The 17718-nt window shown below is 72.8% G+C and carries 17 protein-coding genes; 8 read left to right on the forward strand and 9 right to left on the reverse strand.

Annotation, left to right across the window (positions count from 1 at the left end):
* Positions 1–105: 105 nt before the first annotated feature.
* The 5 genes from ddaH to ACIP5W_RS21720 all read left to right on the forward strand — a co-directional run bounded on the left by ddaH (position 106) and on the right by ACIP5W_RS21720 (position 7301).
* On the forward strand, positions 106–927 hold the full coding sequence (ddaH, locus tag ACIP5W_RS21700; protein ID WP_401475835.1) for a dimethylargininase: 822 nt from the start codon (positions 106–108) through the stop codon (positions 925–927).
* Positions 924–2144, forward strand: a complete 1221-nt coding sequence (gene rocD, locus ACIP5W_RS21705; RefSeq protein ID WP_401475838.1) for an ornithine--oxo-acid transaminase — start codon at positions 924–926, stop codon at positions 2142–2144. Before ddaH ends, rocD begins: the two co-directional genes overlap by 4 nt.
* A 477-nt stretch (positions 2145–2621) precedes the next feature.
* Positions 2622–5105: a SpoIIE family protein phosphatase gene (locus ACIP5W_RS21710; RefSeq protein ID WP_401475841.1), complete on the forward strand. Its 2484-nt coding sequence runs from the start codon at positions 2622–2624 to the stop codon at positions 5103–5105.
* Between the two features lie 76 nt (positions 5106–5181).
* Complete coding sequence (locus tag ACIP5W_RS21715; RefSeq protein ID WP_401475844.1) at positions 5182–6423, forward strand: PP2C family protein-serine/threonine phosphatase; 1242 nt, start codon at positions 5182–5184, stop codon at positions 6421–6423.
* Positions 6424–6575: 152 nt separating this feature from the next.
* Positions 6576–7301, forward strand: coding sequence for a lysophospholipid acyltransferase family protein (locus ACIP5W_RS21720; RefSeq protein ID WP_401475847.1), 726 nt, complete (start codon positions 6576–6578; stop codon positions 7299–7301).
* A 129-nt stretch (positions 7302–7430) separates the two neighbouring features.
* Here the strand turns inward: ACIP5W_RS21720 and ACIP5W_RS21725 are convergent, their stop codons facing one another.
* The 8 genes from ACIP5W_RS21725 to ACIP5W_RS21760 all read right to left on the reverse strand — a co-directional run bounded on the left by ACIP5W_RS21725 (position 7431) and on the right by ACIP5W_RS21760 (position 14469).
* The gene (locus tag ACIP5W_RS21725; protein ID WP_401475850.1) at positions 7431–9029 is read right to left on the reverse strand and encodes an alpha/beta hydrolase; all 1599 of its coding nucleotides are present in this window, start codon (positions 9027–9029) and stop codon (positions 7431–7433) included.
* 150 nt (positions 9030–9179) lie between these two features.
* Positions 9180–9932, reverse strand: coding sequence for an urease accessory protein UreD (locus ACIP5W_RS21730; protein ID WP_401475853.1), 753 nt, complete (start codon positions 9930–9932; stop codon positions 9180–9182).
* A 1-nt stretch (position 9933) separates the two neighbouring features.
* Positions 9934–10611, reverse strand: a complete 678-nt coding sequence (gene ureG / locus ACIP5W_RS21735) for an urease accessory protein UreG (RefSeq protein WP_401475856.1) — start codon at positions 10609–10611, stop codon at positions 9934–9936.
* Between the two features lie 159 nt (positions 10612–10770).
* Positions 10771–11445, reverse strand: coding sequence for an urease accessory protein UreF (locus ACIP5W_RS21740; protein ID WP_401475859.1), 675 nt, complete (start codon positions 11443–11445; stop codon positions 10771–10773).
* Between the two features lie 10 nt (positions 11446–11455).
* Positions 11456–13177 carry an urease subunit alpha gene (locus ACIP5W_RS21745; protein WP_401475862.1) on the reverse strand — a complete coding sequence of 574 codons (1722 nt, stop codon included), beginning with the start codon at positions 13175–13177 and terminating at the stop codon, positions 11456–11458.
* Positions 13170–13481: an urease subunit beta gene (locus ACIP5W_RS21750; RefSeq protein ID WP_401475865.1), complete on the reverse strand. Its 312-nt coding sequence runs from the start codon at positions 13479–13481 to the stop codon at positions 13170–13172. Before ACIP5W_RS21750 ends, ACIP5W_RS21745 begins: the two co-directional genes overlap by 8 nt.
* A gap of 11 nt (positions 13482–13492) precedes the next feature.
* Entirely contained in the window at positions 13493–13795 is a 303-nt protein-coding gene (locus tag ACIP5W_RS21755; RefSeq protein WP_363089819.1) for an urease subunit gamma, read from the reverse strand.
* Positions 13796–14181: 386 nt separating this feature from the next.
* Positions 14182–14469 carry a type II toxin-antitoxin system Phd/YefM family antitoxin gene (locus tag ACIP5W_RS21760; RefSeq protein ID WP_401475869.1) on the reverse strand — a complete coding sequence of 96 codons (288 nt, stop codon included), beginning with the start codon at positions 14467–14469 and terminating at the stop codon, positions 14182–14184.
* Between the two features lie 113 nt (positions 14470–14582).
* Here ACIP5W_RS21760 and ACIP5W_RS21765 point away from each other — a divergent pair, with 113 nt between their 5' ends.
* A complete protein-coding gene (locus ACIP5W_RS21765) occupies positions 14583–14888 on the forward strand; it encodes a hypothetical protein (RefSeq protein WP_401475872.1) in 306 nt (101 codons plus the stop codon).
* Between the two features lie 564 nt (positions 14889–15452).
* Positions 15453–15926, forward strand: coding sequence for a C40 family peptidase (locus tag ACIP5W_RS21770; protein WP_401475875.1), 474 nt, complete (start codon positions 15453–15455; stop codon positions 15924–15926).
* Between the two features lie 242 nt (positions 15927–16168).
* On the opposite strand, the gene ACIP5W_RS21775 is transcribed toward ACIP5W_RS21770, so the two are convergent.
* The gene (locus tag ACIP5W_RS21775) at positions 16169–16645 is read right to left on the reverse strand and encodes an ATP-binding protein (protein ID WP_401475878.1); all 477 of its coding nucleotides are present in this window, start codon (positions 16643–16645) and stop codon (positions 16169–16171) included.
* Positions 16646–16857: 212 nt separating this feature from the next.
* On the opposite strand from ACIP5W_RS21775, the gene ACIP5W_RS21780 reads away from it, so the two are divergent.
* Entirely contained in the window at positions 16858–17718 is an 861-nt protein-coding gene (locus ACIP5W_RS21780; protein WP_401475881.1) for a helix-turn-helix domain-containing protein, read from the forward strand.

Below are 17718 nucleotides of genomic sequence, written 5' to 3' on the forward strand. Positions count from 1 at the left end.
TCCTGCGCGAACACGCAACTCATCTTCCTTGTCGGGCGTCCCGCTCGCTTTCTACCGTGGTGTCACCCCCAGTCGACCGCGCAGGAAAAGCGGAGGAACCCCTCTGTGACCGTCAGCCGTGTGCCGCGCCTTCGGCGCTTCCTCGTCTGTGAACCCAGACATTTCGCGGTGCAGTACGCGATCAATCCCTGGATGCACCCCGACTCCCCCGTCGACGTCGACCTCGCGCACGAGCAGTGGCAGGCGCTGATCAGCGCCTATCGTGCGCACGGCCACACCGTCGACACGGTCGAGCCCGCCCCCGGGCTGCCCGACATGGTCTTCGCCGCGAACTCGGCGGTCGTCGTCGACGGCCGCGTCTTCGGCTCCCTCTTCCACGCGCCGGAGCGGCGCGCCGAGTCCACCCACTACGACACGTGGTTCAGGACGGCCGGCTTCGACGTCCACCGGCCCGCGTCCGTCTGCGAGGGCGAGGGCGACCTGGTGTGGACCGGCCGGTACATGCTGGCCGGTACCGGGTTCCGCACCACCCGGGAGGCGCACCGGGAGGTGCAGGAGTTCTTCGGGCACCCGGTGGTCAGCCTGACGCTGGTGGACCCGCACTTCTACCACCTGGACACGGCGCTGTTCGTGCTCGACGGCGGGCCCGACGGGAACATCGCGTACTACCCGGAGGCCTTCTCGCCGGGAAGCCGTGAGGTGCTCGCCCGGCTCTACCCGGACGCGGTGCTCGCCACCCGCGACGACGCGATGACGTTCGGGCTGAACTCCGTCTCCGACGGCCGCAACGTCTTCATCGCGCCGCGTGCCGAGGCGCTCGCCGGCCGCCTCGCCGACCACGGCTACGTCCCCGTCCCCGTCGACCTCTCGGAGTTCCAGAAGGCCGGAGGTGGCATCAAGTGCTGCACCCAGGAGATCCGTCCATGACCGCACCCGCCCGCACGCGTTCGTCCGCCGACCTGATCCGGGCCGAGGAGCCCGTCCTCGCGCACAACTACCATCCGCTGCCCGTGGTCGTCGCGCGTGCCGAGGGGGCCTGGGTGGAGGACGTCGAGGGCCGCCGCTACCTCGACATGCTGGCCGGGTACTCGGCGCTGAACTTCGGGCACCGCCACCCGGTGCTGATCGAGGCCGCGCACCGCCAGCTGGACCGGCTCACGCTCACCTCCCGCGCCTTCCACAACGACAGGCTCGCCGAGTTCGCGGAACGGCTCGCCCGGCTGACCGGGCTGGACATGGTGCTGCCGATGAACACCGGCGCCGAGGCCGTCGAGAGCGGGATCAAGGTGGCCCGCAAGTGGGCGTACGACGTGAAGGGGGTGCCGGCCGACCGGGCGACCGTCGTGGTCGCCGCGGACAACTTCCACGGCCGTACGACGACGATCGTCAGCTTCTCGACGGACGAGACGGCGCGGGCCGGGTTCGGGCCGTTCACGCCGGGGTTCCGGATCGTGCCGTACAACGACCTGGCGGCGCTGGAGGCGGCGGTCGACGAGACGACGGCGGCCGTGCTGATCGAGCCCATCCAGGGCGAGGCGGGCGTCATCGTCCCGGACGACGGCTACCTGGCCGGGGTGCGGGAGCTGACCCGGCGCCGCGGCTGCCTCTTCGTCGCCGACGAGATCCAGTCCGGGCTCGGGCGCACGGGCCGGACGCTGGCCGTCGACCACGAGGGGGTCGTCCCCGACGTGCTGCTGCTCGGCAAGGCGCTGGGCGGCGGGATCGTGCCGGTGTCGGCCGTCGTGGCGCGGCGGGACGTGCTGTCCGTGCTGCGGCCGGGTGAGCACGGATCGACGTTCGGCGGGAACCCGCTGGCGGCGGCGGTGGGGACGGCGGTGGTGTCGCTGCTGGAGACCGGGGAGTTCCAGGCGCGGGCGGCCGCGCTGGGGAGTGTCCTGCGGGACGGTCTGACCCGGCTGGTCGGCCGGGGAGTCGTCGGGTTCCGCGCGCGCGGGCTGTGGGCGGGGGTCGACGTGGACCCGGCGATCGGCACCGGCCGGGAGATCGGCGAACGGCTGCTCGCGCAGGGCGTCCTGGCGAAGGACACCCACGGCTCCACCATCCGGCTGGCCCCGCCCCTGACGATCACGGAGGAGGAGCTGCGGATGGCACTGGGGACGCTGGAGGGGGTGCTGGGGGCGTAGCCGGCTGGTTCTCCGGGGCCCTCGGGGCCCTCGGGGCTCTCGGGGCCCCGGGCCCTCGGGGCTCTCGGGGCCCCGGGCTCTCGGGGCCCCGAGGTCACGAGGCCCCAGGAGCCGCACCCGGACCGGGGGCGAGGGCCGTGTGCGCGTGCTGCGACTGCGTACGGCGTCCGGCCCGCGGTGGGCCGGACCGCGGTGGGCCGGACCGACCGGCTCCGGAGCGGGCCGCGTGCGGGGCCGTGCGTATGGCCGGCCCGTGGGGCCGTATGCGGGGCCCGGCGTGGGGCCCGGCGTGGGGCCCGGCGTGGGGCCCGGCGTGGGGCCGGGGTCTTGTTTCCGTCGTGGCTCCGGTCGGGTCCGGGGGCCGTGGCACGGTCACCCCGCCGGAGGCCTTCCGCGGGGTGCGGGGTGAAGATGGAGTCGAGAGACGGGAGAGGACTCACAGGACCATCAGGACTCTCAGCGACAGAGAGGTCGGCCGTGGGCAGTCACGACCTGGACGATGTTGCCCGCCGGCGGTTCGACGTGGCGGACGCCGTACCCCTGCTGCTCGATGCGCGTGGTGTGGTGACCAGCTGGACCAGGGACGCCGAGCGGTTGTTCGGCTACGGGGCCGCAGAGGCCGTGGGCAGGAATCTGGCCGGGCTGCTGACGGTCGGGGACGCCGCGCGGGTACCGGACGTGCTGGAGCGGTGCCGTCGCTCCGGTGGTTGGGCGGGGCTGCTGTCGGCCCGCCGCAAGGACCGGCAGCCGGTGCCCGTGATGGCGCGGATCACCTCGGCGGACGAGCCCGGCGGGTCGTGGCGCTGGCTGGTCCTGGTGAACGAGATGGGCGAGGCGCACGGCTGGAGCATGAGCCGTGACGTGCTGGAGCAGATGGTCGCCGGTTCGCCGATCGGTATCGCGATCGTGGACACGGACCTGCGGTTCGTGTGGTCGAACACGGCCCTGACCCGGTTCGGCGGCGGCGCGCCCGACAGCCGGCTGGGGCTGCGGCTGGCGGACGTCCAGCCGGGCTTCGACGCGGAGGCGGTCGAGGCGCAGATGCGGCAGGTGCTGGAGACCGGCGAGCCCGTCGTCGGCTACGAGCACGTCGGGCGGCTGCGGGCCGCTCCGCTCCGTGAGACGGCGCACATGCTGTCCTTCACCCGTCTGGACGACGACCACCGCCAGCCGATGGGCGTCTACTACACCGTCGTGGACATCACCGACCGGCACCGCGCCCGGCAGCGTCTGGCCCTCCTGGACCGGGCCGGCCGGCACATCGGCCGCAGCCTGGACATCGCCCGGACCGCACAGGAACTCGCCGAGGTGGTGGTCCCCGGTTTCGCCGACGCCGTAGCCGTGGACCTCCTGGAGTCGGTGCTGCGGGGGGCCGAGCCCGTGGTGGGGGGAGCGGCGCGGCCGGACGGGGCGATGGTGCTGCGCAGGGCCGGCCGGCGGGCGGCGGACGGCCCGCGGCCGGACGGGGAGACGGAGTCCGGCCCCGCTGCCGTCGTGGCCCACCGAGCCGGTTCCCCCGCTGTCCGCTCTCTGGTCACCGGGCGGGCCTGGTGGGCTGAGCGGCTCTGGCCGGACGCCGCGGACTGGAGCCGGGACCTCCCCCTGCTGGGCGCCGCGCCGGGGGCCGGCGGGGAGCCGGCGAGCGTGCTGATCGTGCCCGTGCGGGCCCGTGGCGCCACCCTGGGTGTGGCCACGTTCCTGCGCCGCGCCACGCAGGAGCCCTTCTGCGAGGACGACGTGACGCTGGCCGAGGACCTCGTCTCGCGCGCCGGCGTCTGCGTGGACAACGCCCGCCGTTACACCCGCGAGCGGGACGCCGCCCTGGTGCTGCAGCGCAGCCTGCTCCCGCACCGGCTGCCCGAACAGGAGGCGGTCGAGGTGGCCGCCTGCTACCGGCCGGCGGACGAGCTGACCGGCCTCGGCGGCGACTGGTACGACCTCATCCCGCTCTCGGGGGCCCGCGTGGCCCTCGTGGTGGGCGAGGTGCAGGGGCACGGCATCGACGCCGCCGCGGCCATGGGCCGGCTGCGCACCGCCGTCCGCACCCTCGCCGCGCTGGAACTGCCGCCCGACGAGGTCCTCGCCCACCTCGACGACCAGGTGGCGCGCACGGCGCAGGAGGACGCGGGAGGGGACGCGGGAGAGGACGCGGCGGCCGCGGCGGAGGGCGGGGCGCGGGCCGTGGAGGCCGGGTGTCTGTACGTGGTGTACGACCCCGTCGACGGGCGGTGCGTGATGGCCGCCGCCGGGCACCCCGCCCCGGCGGTCGCGCTGCCCGACGGCACGACCGCGTTCGTCGACCTGCCGCAGGGGCCGCCGCTCGGGGCGGGCGGGCCGCCCTTCGAGTCGGCCGAGCTGCTGCTGCCGGAGGGCAGCACGCTGGCGCTGCACACGGACGGACTGCTGGCCCACGGCGGACGGGAGACGCCGGACGCCGCCCGGGAGCAGCTGGTGCGGGCCCTGAAGGCGCAGGCGGAGTCGCTCGACCTGCGCTGCCGGACGGTGGTCGACCTGCTGGTCCCGGACCACCCGCACGACGACGTGGCCCTGCTGATGGCCCGTACCCGGCGGCTGCCCCCGGACCGGGTCGCACAGTGGGAACTGCCCGCCGATCCGGCGGCGGTCGCAAAGGCCCGCAAGGCCGCGGCCCGCCGGCTCGCGGAGTGGGACCTCGCGGAGCTGTCGTTCACCACCGAGCTGGTCGTCAGCGAGCTGGTCACCAATGCCATCCGGTACGCCGACGGTCCGATCCGGCTGCGCCTGATCCGCGAGCGCACCCTGGTCTGCGAGGTGCACGACGGCGGCGCCACCGCTCCCCATCTGCGCCACCCCCGCACCACCGACGAGGGCGGTCGCGGCCTGCTGCTGGTCTCCCAGATGACCCGGCGCTGGGGCACGCGCTTCCTCCCCGACGGAAAGATCATCTGGGCCGAGCAGTCGCTCTCCGGCCCCGGCGTCTGACACGTCCTCCGCCACACCCCGCCTTCCGGCCACACCGTGCGAAAATAACCCAAATATCGGCAGATGGGGCGTTGCCATGGACGACACGGTGATCGACTACACGGCGGTGTTCCAGTCCCTGCCCGGCATGGTGGCGCTGCTGACCCCGGCCCTGGTGTACGCCGACGCCAACGAGGAGTTCCTGCGCATGTCCGGCCGTCGGCGCGAGCAGGTGGTCGGCCGTCACCTCTTCGAGGTCTTCCCCGACAACCCGCACGACCCCGCCGCCAGCGGCATGCGCAACCTGGAGGCCTCGCTGCACCGGGTGCTGGCGACCGGCGAACGCGACGCGATGGCCCTGCAGCGCTACGACGTGGAGTCGCCGGACCGGCCCGGCGAGTGGGAGGAGCGGTACTGGAGTCCCGTCAACGCGCCCGTGCTCGGCGAGGACGGCTCGGTGGTGCTGCTGGTGCACCGGGTCGAGGAGGTCACCGAGCTGATCCGGGCCCGGGGCGGCCGCACGGGGGGCCCCGACGGGAACCGGTCCCAGGTGCTGGAGGCCGAGCTGTACACCCGTGCGCGCGAACTCCAGGAACTGAACGAGCGCCTGCGGCTGGCGCACACCCGCGAACGCGAGGTGGCACTGGCTCTCCAGAAGGCGATGCTGCCCGCCCGCCGGCAGGTCGGTCGCCACCGGTCGGCGGTCCGCTACCGTCCCGCGGCCGGCGCGCTCAACGTCTGCGGCGACTGGTACGACCTCGTCGACCTGGTCGGCGGCAACCGGATCGGAGTGTCGGTGGGCGACGTCGTCGGGCACGGGCTGGCGGCCGCGGGCGTGATGGGACAGCTGCGCAGCGCGCTCAGTGCCGCCTCCCGGGTCGCGTCGGGTCCCGCCCAGGCGCTGGACGTGCTCGGCCGCTACGCCCACGTCGTGGACGGCGCCGAGTCGGCGACGGCGGTGACGACGTTCATCGACTGCGACGAGCACACCATCACCTACAGCAGCGCGGGCCATCTCCCGCCGGTGCTGGTGCACCCCGGCGGCCGCGTGGAGTTCCTCGACCGGGCGACCGATCCCCCGCTCGACGCCCGCCCCGCCCCCCGGCCCCGGCCGCAGGCGTCCACCGCCTACGCGCCGGGCGCACTGCTGGCGCTGTACACCGACGGCCTGGTGGAACGACGGCGCGAGGACATCGACACCGGTCTCGCCCGGCTCGCCGACTCCATGACCCGCCACCGGCACGCCGACCCCGAGGAGCTCGCCGACGCCGTCCTGCTGGAGCTGCTGCCGCCCGGGGGCGCCACCGACGACACGGCCCTCGTCATAGTCCGGCTGTGACGGCCAACAGCGTTGTGCCGCGCGGCTCGTGACGTCGGTGCGCGCGGGTTACGGCCGTGCGCAGCCCCGCCTAGACTTGCACCCCACACCATGCCGGTTGACCTGCTGGGACACGGCGGTTGAGCCGATCCGCCGGATTGAGGAGCCACCCGTTGTTCTACTACCTCCTGAAGTACGTGGTGCTGGGACCGCTCCTGCGCCTGCTGTTCCGGCCCCGTATCGAGGGGCTCGAGCACGTGCCGGCGTCGGGAGCCGCGATCATCGCGGGCAACCACCTGTCGTTCTCGGACCACTTCCTGATGCCCGCGATCCTCAAGCGGCGCATCACGTTCCTCGCGAAGGCCGAGTACTTCACGGGCTCCGGGGTGAAGGGCCGGCTGACCGCGGCGTTCTTCCGCAGTGCGGGGCAGATCCCGGTCGACCGCTCCGGCAAGGACGCGGGTCAGGCCGCCATCCGTGAGGGCCTCGGCGTCCTGGGCGAGGACGAGCTGCTCGGCATCTACCCGGAGGGCACCCGCTCGCACGACGGCCGCCTCTACAAGGGCAAGGTCGGTGTCGCGGTGATGGCCCTGAAGGCCGGGGTGCCCGTCGTGCCCTGCGCGATGATCGGCACGTTCGAGGCGCAGCCGCCCGGCAAGAAGATCCCGAACATCCGCCCCGTGACGATCCGCTTCGGCGAGCCCCTCGACTTCTCCCGCTACGCCGGCATGGAGGGCGAGAAAGCGGTCCTGCGCGCCATCACGGACGAGATCATGTACGCGATCCTGACGCTGTCGGGGCAGGAGTACGTCGACCGGTACGCGGCCGAGGTCAAGGCGGAGGAAGCGGCGGCGGCGAAGGAGAAGGCGCGCAGGTTCCGCCGGCTGCCGACACGTTGACACCGGCGGGACGGTACGGCGGTACGGGTGAGGGGCGGCCGGGATGATCCGGCCGCCCCTCACCGTCACTGCCGTGTCAGCCGCTACGACGGAGCCGTCGCGGCCCTCACGGCCGAGCCGTCGTGGAGCCTACGGCTTGGGCGTGGCGTGCGGGGCGCAGGTCACGTCCGCGGTGTCCAGCTCGCCCGTGAGGAGGTAGGTGTCCACCCGGGTGTTGATGCAGGAGTTGGCCAGGCTGGTGACACCGTGGGAGCCCGCGTCCTTCTCGGTGATCAGGCGGGAGCCCTTGAAGCGCCGGTGCAGTTCGACGGCGCCCTCGTAGGGGGTGGCCGCGTCCCGCTCGGACTGCACGATGAGCACCGGCGGAAGGCCCTTGTGGGTCTTGACGTCCACCGGGGTCTGCTGCTTGACCGGCCAGGTGGCGCACGGCAGGTTCATCCAGGCGTTGGCCCAGGTCATGAACGGGTGGTCCTTGTGCAGGCGCGTGTTGTCGCGGTCCCACTTGGTCCAGCTGGTGGGCCACTTGGCGTCGGTGCACTCGACGGCCGTGTAGACGGCGTTGCCGTTCTCGGAGGCGGCGTTGCCGGCCGTGTCCGACAGGTCGGGGGCGGCGGCGTCGACGAGGGCCTGGGTGTCACCGGCGACGTACTTGCTGAAGACGGTGGCGACCGGGACCCAGGAGGAGTCGTAGTACGGGGCGCTCTGGAAGAAGGAGATCAGCTCGGCGGGGCCGACGACGCCGCCGAGGGGGCTCTTCTTGGCCGTGGCGCGCAGGTCGAGCCACTTGTCCTGGACGGCGGCACGGGTGGTGCCGAGGTGGAAGGTCGCGTCGTTGGCGGCGACCCAGTCCTGCCAGTCCTTCCAGCGGCCCTCGAAGGCGACGTCCTGGTCGAGGTTGGCCTCGTACCAGATCTTCTCCCGCGAGGGGTTCACCACGCTGTCGACGACCATGCGGCGCACGTGCCCCGGGAACAGGGTGCCGTAGACGGCGCCGAGGTAGGTGCCGTAGGAGACGCCGAGGAAGTTCAGCTTCTTCTCGCCGAGGGCGGCGCGGATGACGTCGAGGTCGCGCACGGTGTTCGGCGTGGTCATGTACGGCAGCATGTCGCCGCTGCGCTCGTAGCAGCCCTCGGCGTACTCGCGGGCGAGCTTCCGCTGGGCGCGCTTGTCGGCCTCGGTGTCCGGGACGGGGTCGGCCTTGGGCGCCTTGACGAACTCCTGCGGGTCGACGCAGGAGATGGGCGCGGAGTGGCCGACGCCGCGCGGGTCGAAGCCCACGAAGTCGTAGGCCTTGGCGATGTTGGCCCAGACCGGGGCCTTGGTGGTGACCCGGCGCGGGAAGCGCAGGCCGGAGCCGCCGGGCCCGCCGGGGTTGTAGACGAGGGCGCCCTGGCGCTCCTGCTCGGTCCCGGTGTTGCCGATGCGGTCGACGGCGATCTTGATCTGCTTGCCGTCGGGCCTGGCGTAGTCGAGCGGCACGGTCACGTAGCCGCACTGGATGGGCTTCTCCAGCCCCCAGTCGGCGGGACAGTCCTGCCAGTCGATGCCGGCCTTCGCGGCCCGCTCCGCGGCGATCGCGGCGCCGCGCATCTCGCGGTCCTGCCCCGGCCGGGAGCTGGTCGCGTTCGCGGTCGGCGCCATGACCGCGCCGGCCACCAGCGTCGCGGCGACGAGTGCGCCGGCCGAGCCGAGCGCCGCCGTCCGTCCGGTCGGTCGTATGTCCCTCAAGTGGACCCTCCCCGTATCTCAGTTCGTCTTCTCAGAACGTCAGTACGGGATCCTTGCCGCTGTGAGGTACCTGAGAACAGGTGTCGTTGACCTTCTTTGCCAATCCGATAACCGGAGAGACACGTCCCGCTCACCGGATGAACGCCGCCGTCAGGTGAGGGACTTGAGGGCCGCGTCCAGGACGCGTCGCAGTCGAAGGCCGTCCGGCGCGACCGCGGTCACCAGAGCGGCGGGCCCGGCCAACGGCACGAGTGTGGCACTGTCGCCCAGCATCCGGGCGGAGACCGGATCGTCGGCGAACTCCGGTCTCACGACGACCAATTGGCCGACGGCGCGATGTCCTGCGAGGACGGCGGGTCCGTCCCAGCCGCCGGGGGCTCCCGGCCCGCAGGCCAGTTCCTGGACGAGGACGGCACGCCCGCCGACCCGGACGGCGAGCCGGCTGGTGAGCCGGCCGGGCTCCTCGCCGACCCGGCCGAGCACCTGTTCCTCGCGCAGGACGAGCCGGGCGCCCGGGGCGAGGTCGGCGCGGGTGGTGACGTACAGGTCACTGCCCCGCGCGGAGATCAACGGCTCCGGGAGCCAGTGCAGTTCGCCGCCGTCGGCGATGTCCAGCCGTACCGTGTAACGGGCCTCGTCCTCGACCTGGCCGGGCAGGGCGATGGTGGCGGCGGCCGAGCCGACGCGCAGCCGGGCATCGCTCCCGACCTCCGCCGTGACGGCGAAGCGGTCGCCGCCGAGCGGTCCGCTCATCGCGCCGACCAGCACGACGCGGGCCTCGCCGGCCTCGCCGCGGGTCCGGCGCAGCGCGAGCGGCCCGTCGCTCTCCAGCACGGGCAGGGCGGTGCCGCCACGACCGTCCGCACGGGCCCGGATCCGCGCGGTGGCGTGCACACCGCTCATGTCAGGCCGTCCACGCGGCGAGCCGCTCCCGGACCCACGCGGCGACCTGCCGTACGCCGTCCTCGCTCCGCAACGACTGGAACACCACGGGCAGTTCGGCGCGCTGCGCCTTGGCGTCGGCGGCCATCCGGGTGAGGTCGGAGCCGACGTACGGCGCGAGGTCGGTCTTGTTGACGACGAGGAGGTCGGCGGTGGTGACGCCGGGTCCGCCCTTGCGGGGGATGTCGTCCCCTCCGGCGACGTCGATGACGAAGATCTGGGCGTCCACGAGCCCCTTGGAGAAGGTCGCGGTGAGGTTGTCCCCGCCGGACTCGACCAGGACGAGGTCCAGCGGCCCCACCTCGTCCTCCAGGTCCTCCACCGCTTCGAGGTTGGCGGAGATGTCGTCCCGGATCGCGGTGTGCGGGCAGGCCCCCGTCTCGACGGCCGTGATCCGCTCGGGCGGCAGCACGGCCTCCCGCAGCAGGAACTCGGCATCCTCGCGGGTGTAGATGTCGTTGGTGACGACCGCCAGGGAGAACTCGTCGCGCAGCGCCCGGCAGAGCGCGGCCACGGTGGCGGTCTTCCCCGACCCGACGGGCCCGCCGAGCCCGATCCGCAGCGCGCGACGGGCCCCGTCGGGCCGCCGGGCGTCGGCACTGACGGCGGCGGGACCGTGATGGGAGTGGTCGAGGTGCATGTACGGCTCCTTTTTCGACTGGCTGGGCTGCACGAGCCCCGTCCGGGGTGCCTCCCCGGGGGAGTGTGAGGACGGGGCCGTTCGGGCCGATGGGGGTCCGGGGGTCCGGGGGCGCAGCCCGGTGACGGGAAGGGAAGGGGCGGCGGGGGGCGAGGAACCTCAGGACGCGAACAACCGCACGCCCCACCCCGCATGCGCCTGCGCCCCGATCTCGAGCAACGGCGCGGACACCGCGGGCAGCACCCCCACCCCCTCGCCAGGCACCGCCATGCCCGCCGCCACCGCCCGGTCGACGAGCCCGTCCACCTCACGGGCCACCCGCGCCAGCACAGCCGTCGCCTCGAACGGATCGAGGCCCAGCAGCCGCACGACCGCCGAAGCCGGACCGCTCACGCTCTCGTACGCCGCGCAGTACGCCGCGTCCCGGGGCTCGAGCCCGGCCGCACGGGCCGTCAGCCCGAGCACCACCGGCTGGTGCGCCCCCTTGGGGAACTTCCTCGCCAACGCGTCCAGTTCGGCGTCGGGCCAGGTGGCACGCGCCGCCCGGAGCAACTGCCGGCCGAGTCGGCGGGCGGCCACCCGCAGCGCGGGCGACGGTGTCCGCGCGTCGGCGGCGGCGTCCAGTTCGCCGGGGTCGGCCCCGGCCGCCGCGGCCGCGGCCAGCGCCGCCGCCACCAGCCCGGCCGTGTGCAGCCGGCCCCGGCAGAAGTCCTCCAGGTCCGCCGCGCCGGTGATCCGGCCCGCCTTGACCGCTTCCTCGGCTCCGCCGGAGTGGGCGTGCCCGCCGGCGGGGAAGCGCCCGTCGGCGAGGACGAGAAGTGCCGCCCTGCTCATCGCGGGCTCATCAGAAGAGGAAGTAGCGCTGGGACATGGGCAGCTCGGTTGCCGGTGCCGCCTCGACCAGTTCGCCGTCGATGCGTACGGCGAAGCTGTCGGGGTCGACCTCGACCCGCGGCCGGGCGTCGTTCTCCCGCATGTCGGCCTTGGTGACGCCCCGCGTGGAGTCGATCGCGACGAACCTCTTGCCGAGTTGCAGGCGTTCCGGGAGCCCGTCCTCGATCGCCAGTGGTGCGACGAAGTTGAACGAGTTGGACGCCGGCGCCCGGCCGATCGCCCCGTACATGGGGCGCGGCAGGATCGGCTGCGGGGTGGGGATGGACGCGTTGGCGTCGCCCATCTGCGCGTACGCGATCTGCCCGCCCTTGATGACGAGGTGCGGCTTGACACCGAAGAACGCCGGTTCCCACAGGACGAGGTCGGCCAGCTTGCCGGTCTCGACGGAGCCGATCTCCCTCGCCAGCCCCTGCGCGAGCGCGGGATTGATCGTGTACTTGGCGACGTAGCGGCGTACGCGGTGGTTGTCGGCGCTGCCGTCCCCGGGCAGCGCGCCCCGGCGTCGCTTCATCACGTGCGCCGTCTGCCAGGTCCGCAGGACGACCTCGCCGACGCGGCCCATCGCCTGGCTGTCGGAGGAGATGATCGAGATGGCGCCGAGGTCGTGGAGGATGTCCTCCGCACCGATCGTGGAAGGCCTGATCCGGGACTCGGCGAAGGCGAGGTCCTCCGGCACCGCGGGGTTCAGGTGGTGGCAGACCATCAGCATGTCGAGGTGTTCCTCGGCGGTGTTGACGGTGTACGGCCGGGTCGGGTTCGTCGAACTCGGCAGCACGTGCGGCTCGGAGACGACGGTCATGATGTCGGGCGCGTGCCCGCCGCCCGCACCCTCGGTGTGGTACGCGTGGATGCCGCGGCCGGCGATCGCCGCGAGCGTGTCGCCCACGAATCCGGCCTCGTTCAGCGTGTCCGTGTGGATGGCGACCTGGATGCCGGTGCGGTCGGCGACCGTGAGGGAGGCGTCGATGACGGCCGGGGTGGAGCCCCAGTCCTCGTGCAGCTTCAGGCCCAGCGCGCCGCCCCGGATCTGGGAGAGCATCGCCTCGTGGGAGACGGTGTTGCCCTTGCCGAGGAAACCGACGTTGAGCGGATACTGCTCCATCGCCTCCAGCATGCGGGCCAGGTGCCAGGGGCCGGGCGTCACGGTGGTCGCCTTCGAACCCTCGGCCGGCCCGGTGCCGCCCCCGACCAGGGTGGTCACGCCCGCGGACAGCGCCTCGTCGGCGATCTGGGGGCAGATGAAGTGGACGTGCGCGTCGATCGCGCCGGCCGTGAGGATCCGTCCGTTGCCGGCGATGATCTCGGTCTCGGGCCCGATCACCAGGTCGGGGTGGACGCCGTCCATGGTGTCGGGGTTGCCGGCCTTGCCGATGCCGGTGATGCGCCCGTCGCGGATGCCGATGTCGGCCTTGACGATGCCCCAGTGGTCGACGACGACGGCCCCGGTGACGACGGTGTCCGGCGTGCCGTCCGCGCGTGTGGCGCGCGCCTGGCCCATGGACTCCCGGATGACCTTGCCACCGCCGAACACGGCCTCGTCACCGGCGAGGCCCGGCCCGCCGCAGCGGTCCTCCTCGATCTCGACGATCAGGTCGGTGTCGGCGAGCCGGATGCGGTCCCCGGTGGTCGGCCCGAACAGGTCGGCGTACGCGGCACGCGAGATCTCAGGCATCGAGGGCACCTCCGGTCTCCCCGCGCAGACCGGGCACGACCCTGGCGCCGGCGAGCGGTACGAGTTCGACGTCGACGGGGATGCCGGGTTCGAAGCGCACGGCGGTGCCGGCGGCGACGTTCAGCCGCTTGCCGCGCGCGGCGGCGCGGTCGAACTCCAGTCCGGGGTTCGCCTCGGCGAAGTGGTAGTGGGAGCCGACCTGGACGGGCCGGTCGGCGGCGTTGAGGACGGTGAGCCGGGTGATCTCGCGGCCCGCGTTGTAGACGATCGGGCCGGACGCGAACAGGATCTCGCCGGGAATCATCGAGGCCCCCCTCAGACGATCGGGTCGTGGACGGTGACGAGCTTGGTGCCGTCCGGGAAGGTCGCCTCGACCTGCACGTCGTGGATCATCTCGGGGATGCCCTCCATGACGTCGTCACGGGTGAGCAGCCTGCGGCCGGAGGCCATCAGCTCGGCGACGGTACGGCCGTCCCGCGCCCCCTCGAGGATGTGTGCGGTGATCAGGGCGACGGCCTCGGGGTGGTTGAGCCTGAGTCCCCGGGCCCTGCGCTTCTCGGCGACGTCGGCAGCCACATGGATGAGCAGTCTCTCCTGCTCGTGCGGGGTCAGTTGCACGTCCCACCTCACCTCCTCGCTCCGGACCGTGCGGGGTCCGGTTGCCGCGGCCATCGGGCAAAGTGCCTGGTGGCGTGGAGGGGCAGGCTAATGGGACCGCGTTTCGAGGACGTTAACCGAGCCGTGATCCGCGCGCCCGGTGCGCGGCCGGGTGCACCTCGGGTCCGCGGGGCCGGCGTGGCTGCGGTCCGTGGGTCCGGTCAGCACGTGCGGTGCGCGTGTCTAGTGCTGTGACCGGAAAGGTTCACCGGCTCGCGACGCCCGGCACGCCACCTCGCGGCGTTGTCGCACGACCCGAGTACATCCAGTACGCGGGTCATGCTCCGCCTTGCGAGGCACCGCACCGGACGCCGCGAGCTTTCCGGCAAACCTTTCCGGTCACAGCACTAGGAGGCATCGGGCCCGCGGTGTTCCGCCGCGATCCCGAACCGCTGCCGCTCGCGGGAGGCGGACGCCGCGTCGCGGACGGCCGGGACCGAGCCGATCACCCGCTCCCCGGCCGGGGCGTCGGGCGCGTCCAGCGCGTCGAGCCGCTCCAGGTCGGAGGCGGAGACGAGGGCGACGAGGGGCTTGCCGTGCCGCGTCACGACGACGCGCTCGCCGCCGTACACCACCCGGTTGATCAGGTCGGCGAGTTCAGCCCTGGCTTGTGTCACCGGAATCTCGTAGGCCATGAACCCATTCTAACGTGACGTACGTCCTGTACATTTTTTACCGATGCCGAAGGAGGGGGTTCCCATGGCCCGACCGCCCGCCCGCCACATCCCGGACGCGGGGTGAGCCGCCGATGCTTCCCGAGCTGCCGCCGCTGCCGGCGCTGACCCGCGCCGAGGCCGAGCTGATAGACCGTTACCTGGAGGTGGTCGACCTGGTCGGCCGCGTCAACCCCGCCCGGCGCGGCGACACGTACGGCGGACTGCGGGCCGCCCAGGCGCTGGTGAGCCGGGCGACCGCGCTGCGGGACGCGCTGACGCTGATGCACCAACGGGGCGAGAGCGAGCTGCACGCGCCCACGCTCGCGCGGGCGCTGCGCCTCCTCGACGGGGAGCGCCGCACGGCGCGCGTCACGGTGCCGCCGCTCTCCGACGGTTGACCCGCGTCCGTCCGGTCCGGGCGACGGGCGCGGAGCGCGTGACGTCCGGACCGGGACACAAACGGACCGAACGGCGTACCCCTGTTCGGCGTACCGATGGCCACTTTCCCCGACCCCTACAAGTTGCGCGGAGGACGGCCAAAGTGGGCGGAATCCGAGGTTCCCGTGCTGGTCGGAGGCCTGGTGGCACCTTGACATCTGATCGAACATCAGGATGTCCACCCGAACGGGCGAGTGGTGAGTAACCCCACAAATCCCCGGTTCCGTTGGGATTTTCGGACATCGGTGAGTCAAGATCCGTGACTGACGACAAGCCCCCGCCACAAGCGGCGGGGCGGTCCGGGCGGACGCCGAGTCCTGCCGCCACCCGGATGCCCGAGTCGACAGGAGTGCACCGGCAGGAGTGGAGGACCCGAGCAAGCCGGGTCGCCGGACCGGCCGTCCCCGACAGGGGAGGCGCCGGGCCGAGCAGCCCTTGGGGTGAAGCCGCAGCAGCGGCCGGGCAACTTCGCCAGCCCGAATCCGACAGGTCATCCTTCACAGGCGGCTGACGAAGGGTTGCGCATGACTGCGCTCAATCGTGTCCCGTCGCTCATGGCCCGGGCCGGTACGGCCTCGGCGTTCGCCATCGCCGCCGTCGGCGGCTCGATCGTGGTCCCGGGTGTGGCGTCCGACGCCGCTGCCGCCACCCCGGCGACGAAGGCACTTCAGATCGCTGCCTCCAAGAAGGGCTCGCCGTACCGGTACGGGGCCACCGGGCCGAACAGGTTCGACTGCTCCGGGCTGACGCTGTACTCGTTCAAGAAGGCCGGCAAGAAGCTGCCGCGCACGGCCGCGCAGCAGTACAACAAGACGCGCCACGTCTCCGCGGGCAGCCGCAAGGCAGGGGACCTGGTGTTCTTCCACTCGGGGTCGAACGTCTACCACGTCGGGATCTACGCCGGTAAGGGCAAGATCTGGCACTCCCCGAAGACCGGGGACGTGGTGAGGCTCCAGAAGATCTGGACCAAGAGCGTCTGGTACGGCCGGGTCAAGTGACCTCCCGGGGCGGTGGCGGCGTCCTGACGCGCCGCCACCGGCCCGGGATCCGCTCCCGGCCCTGGGGGCCTCCGAGGGGCGCGGCGGGGTCCGGGCCGCCCCGCAGGGGCACCGTGCGGGCCGGGACGGCCCCCGAGGGGCGTCGCGGGGGTCAGGGCGGCCTCGAGAGGCTCCATGGGGGCCCGGAGGGTCTCCAGGCCCCCGGAGGGGCACCGCGGAGCCCGAGCGGCCCCCGAGGCCCGTCAGAGGTCCTGCGGCCCCGCCGCCGTCGCCGGCGCCACCTTGCCGGCGGGCTCGCCGGGGACCGTCCAGGGCAGTTCGATGAAGACGGTCTTGCCGCCCTCGCGGGTGGGGCGGACCCGGAGCCTGCCGCCGCGCTCCGCGGTCAGCCATCTGATGATCACCATGCCTCGGCCGTTGTCCTGCTGGACGGCGGCCGGCAGCCGTTGGGGGAAGCGCGGATGGCTGTCGGTGACGCCGACGTACAGCCGCTCGTCGCGGTCGAGGACGAGGTCCACGGTGAAGGTGGGCGACTGCCCGAAGGTGTGCTGTACGGCGTTGGTGGCCAGCTCGGAGACGATCAGGCGGACGGTGTCGGCCAGCTCCGCGGTGGCCGGGAGGCCCCACTGCGCGAGGGTGTCGAGCACGTGGGTGCGGGCAGTGGACACCGAGGCGGGATCGCTCGGCAGAGTGACGGATGCTTCCAGGTGGTCTGCCATGGCGACGTCGTCCCTTTCCCACGGGACCGGAGCCCGACACGGTGCGGATGGTTCGAGTACGGTCCCGGACTGGTGCTTCGTCGCCAGAGTGCCATCAACATGCCGGTCACGGGTGGCGATCCACCAAGATGTGCATATATCTGTCGCTCGATGCGGTGAACTCTGCTACCGCGGAGCGTATGCGGACGGCCCGGAGGGAGTGACGAGGTCCCGTGCAGCACGGTCCCGCGGTGCGCCGCCGGAAGCTGGGCGCCGAACTGCGGGCGCTGCGCTCCCGTGCGGGCCTCACCAGTGGCGAGGCGGCCCGGCTGGTGGGCTGGCACCAGTCGAAGGTGAGCCGGATCGAGACCGGCACCAGCGGTACGAAACCGGCCGACGTGCGGTTGCTCCTCGACGCCTACGACGTGGACGACGCGCAACTGCGGGAGCTGATGCTGGCGTTGGCCGGCCCGGCCGAGGGTGACGGCCGCGAGCACTGGTGGCACGCCTATCGCGGGGTCCTGCCGCCCACCTACCGGGACTTCATCAGTCTGGAGTCGCAGGCGAGCGCGATGCGCACCCTGGAGACCACCGTCGTGCCGGGGCTGTTGCAGACTCCCGCGTACGCCCGTGCGGTGACCCGGGCCGCGGTGGAGGGCCTCACCGAGGACCGGCTGGACGCGCTGGTGGAGGTGCGGCTGGCCAGGCAGGGCGTGCTGCGGGCCCGGCCGCCGCTGGAGCTGGACGCGGTGCTCGACGAGGCGGTGCTGCGGCGGGAGGTGGGCGGTCCCGAGGTCATGGCCCGGCAGCTGGAGCGGCTGGTGGAGGCGGCCCGGCTGCCCCAGGTCAGGCTCCAGGTGCTGCCGTTCAGCGCCGGGGCGCACATCGGCGTCACCGGCCCTTTCGTCATCTTCTCGTTTTCGAGCGCTTCCGATCTGGATGTGGTCGTTCTCGACCACTTGACGAGTAGCGTCCATCTCGAACGGAAAGAAGACCTCCAGGCCTACACCGAGGCCTTCAACGCCCTTCGGGCGCACGCTCTTTCGCCCGGGGACTCACTGGACTACCTCGCCGCGACAGGTGACGGCGCGTAA

Source organism: Streptomyces sp. NPDC088766 (assembly GCF_044750845.1).
Lineage (GTDB): Bacteria > Actinomycetota > Actinomycetes > Streptomycetales > Streptomycetaceae > Streptomyces.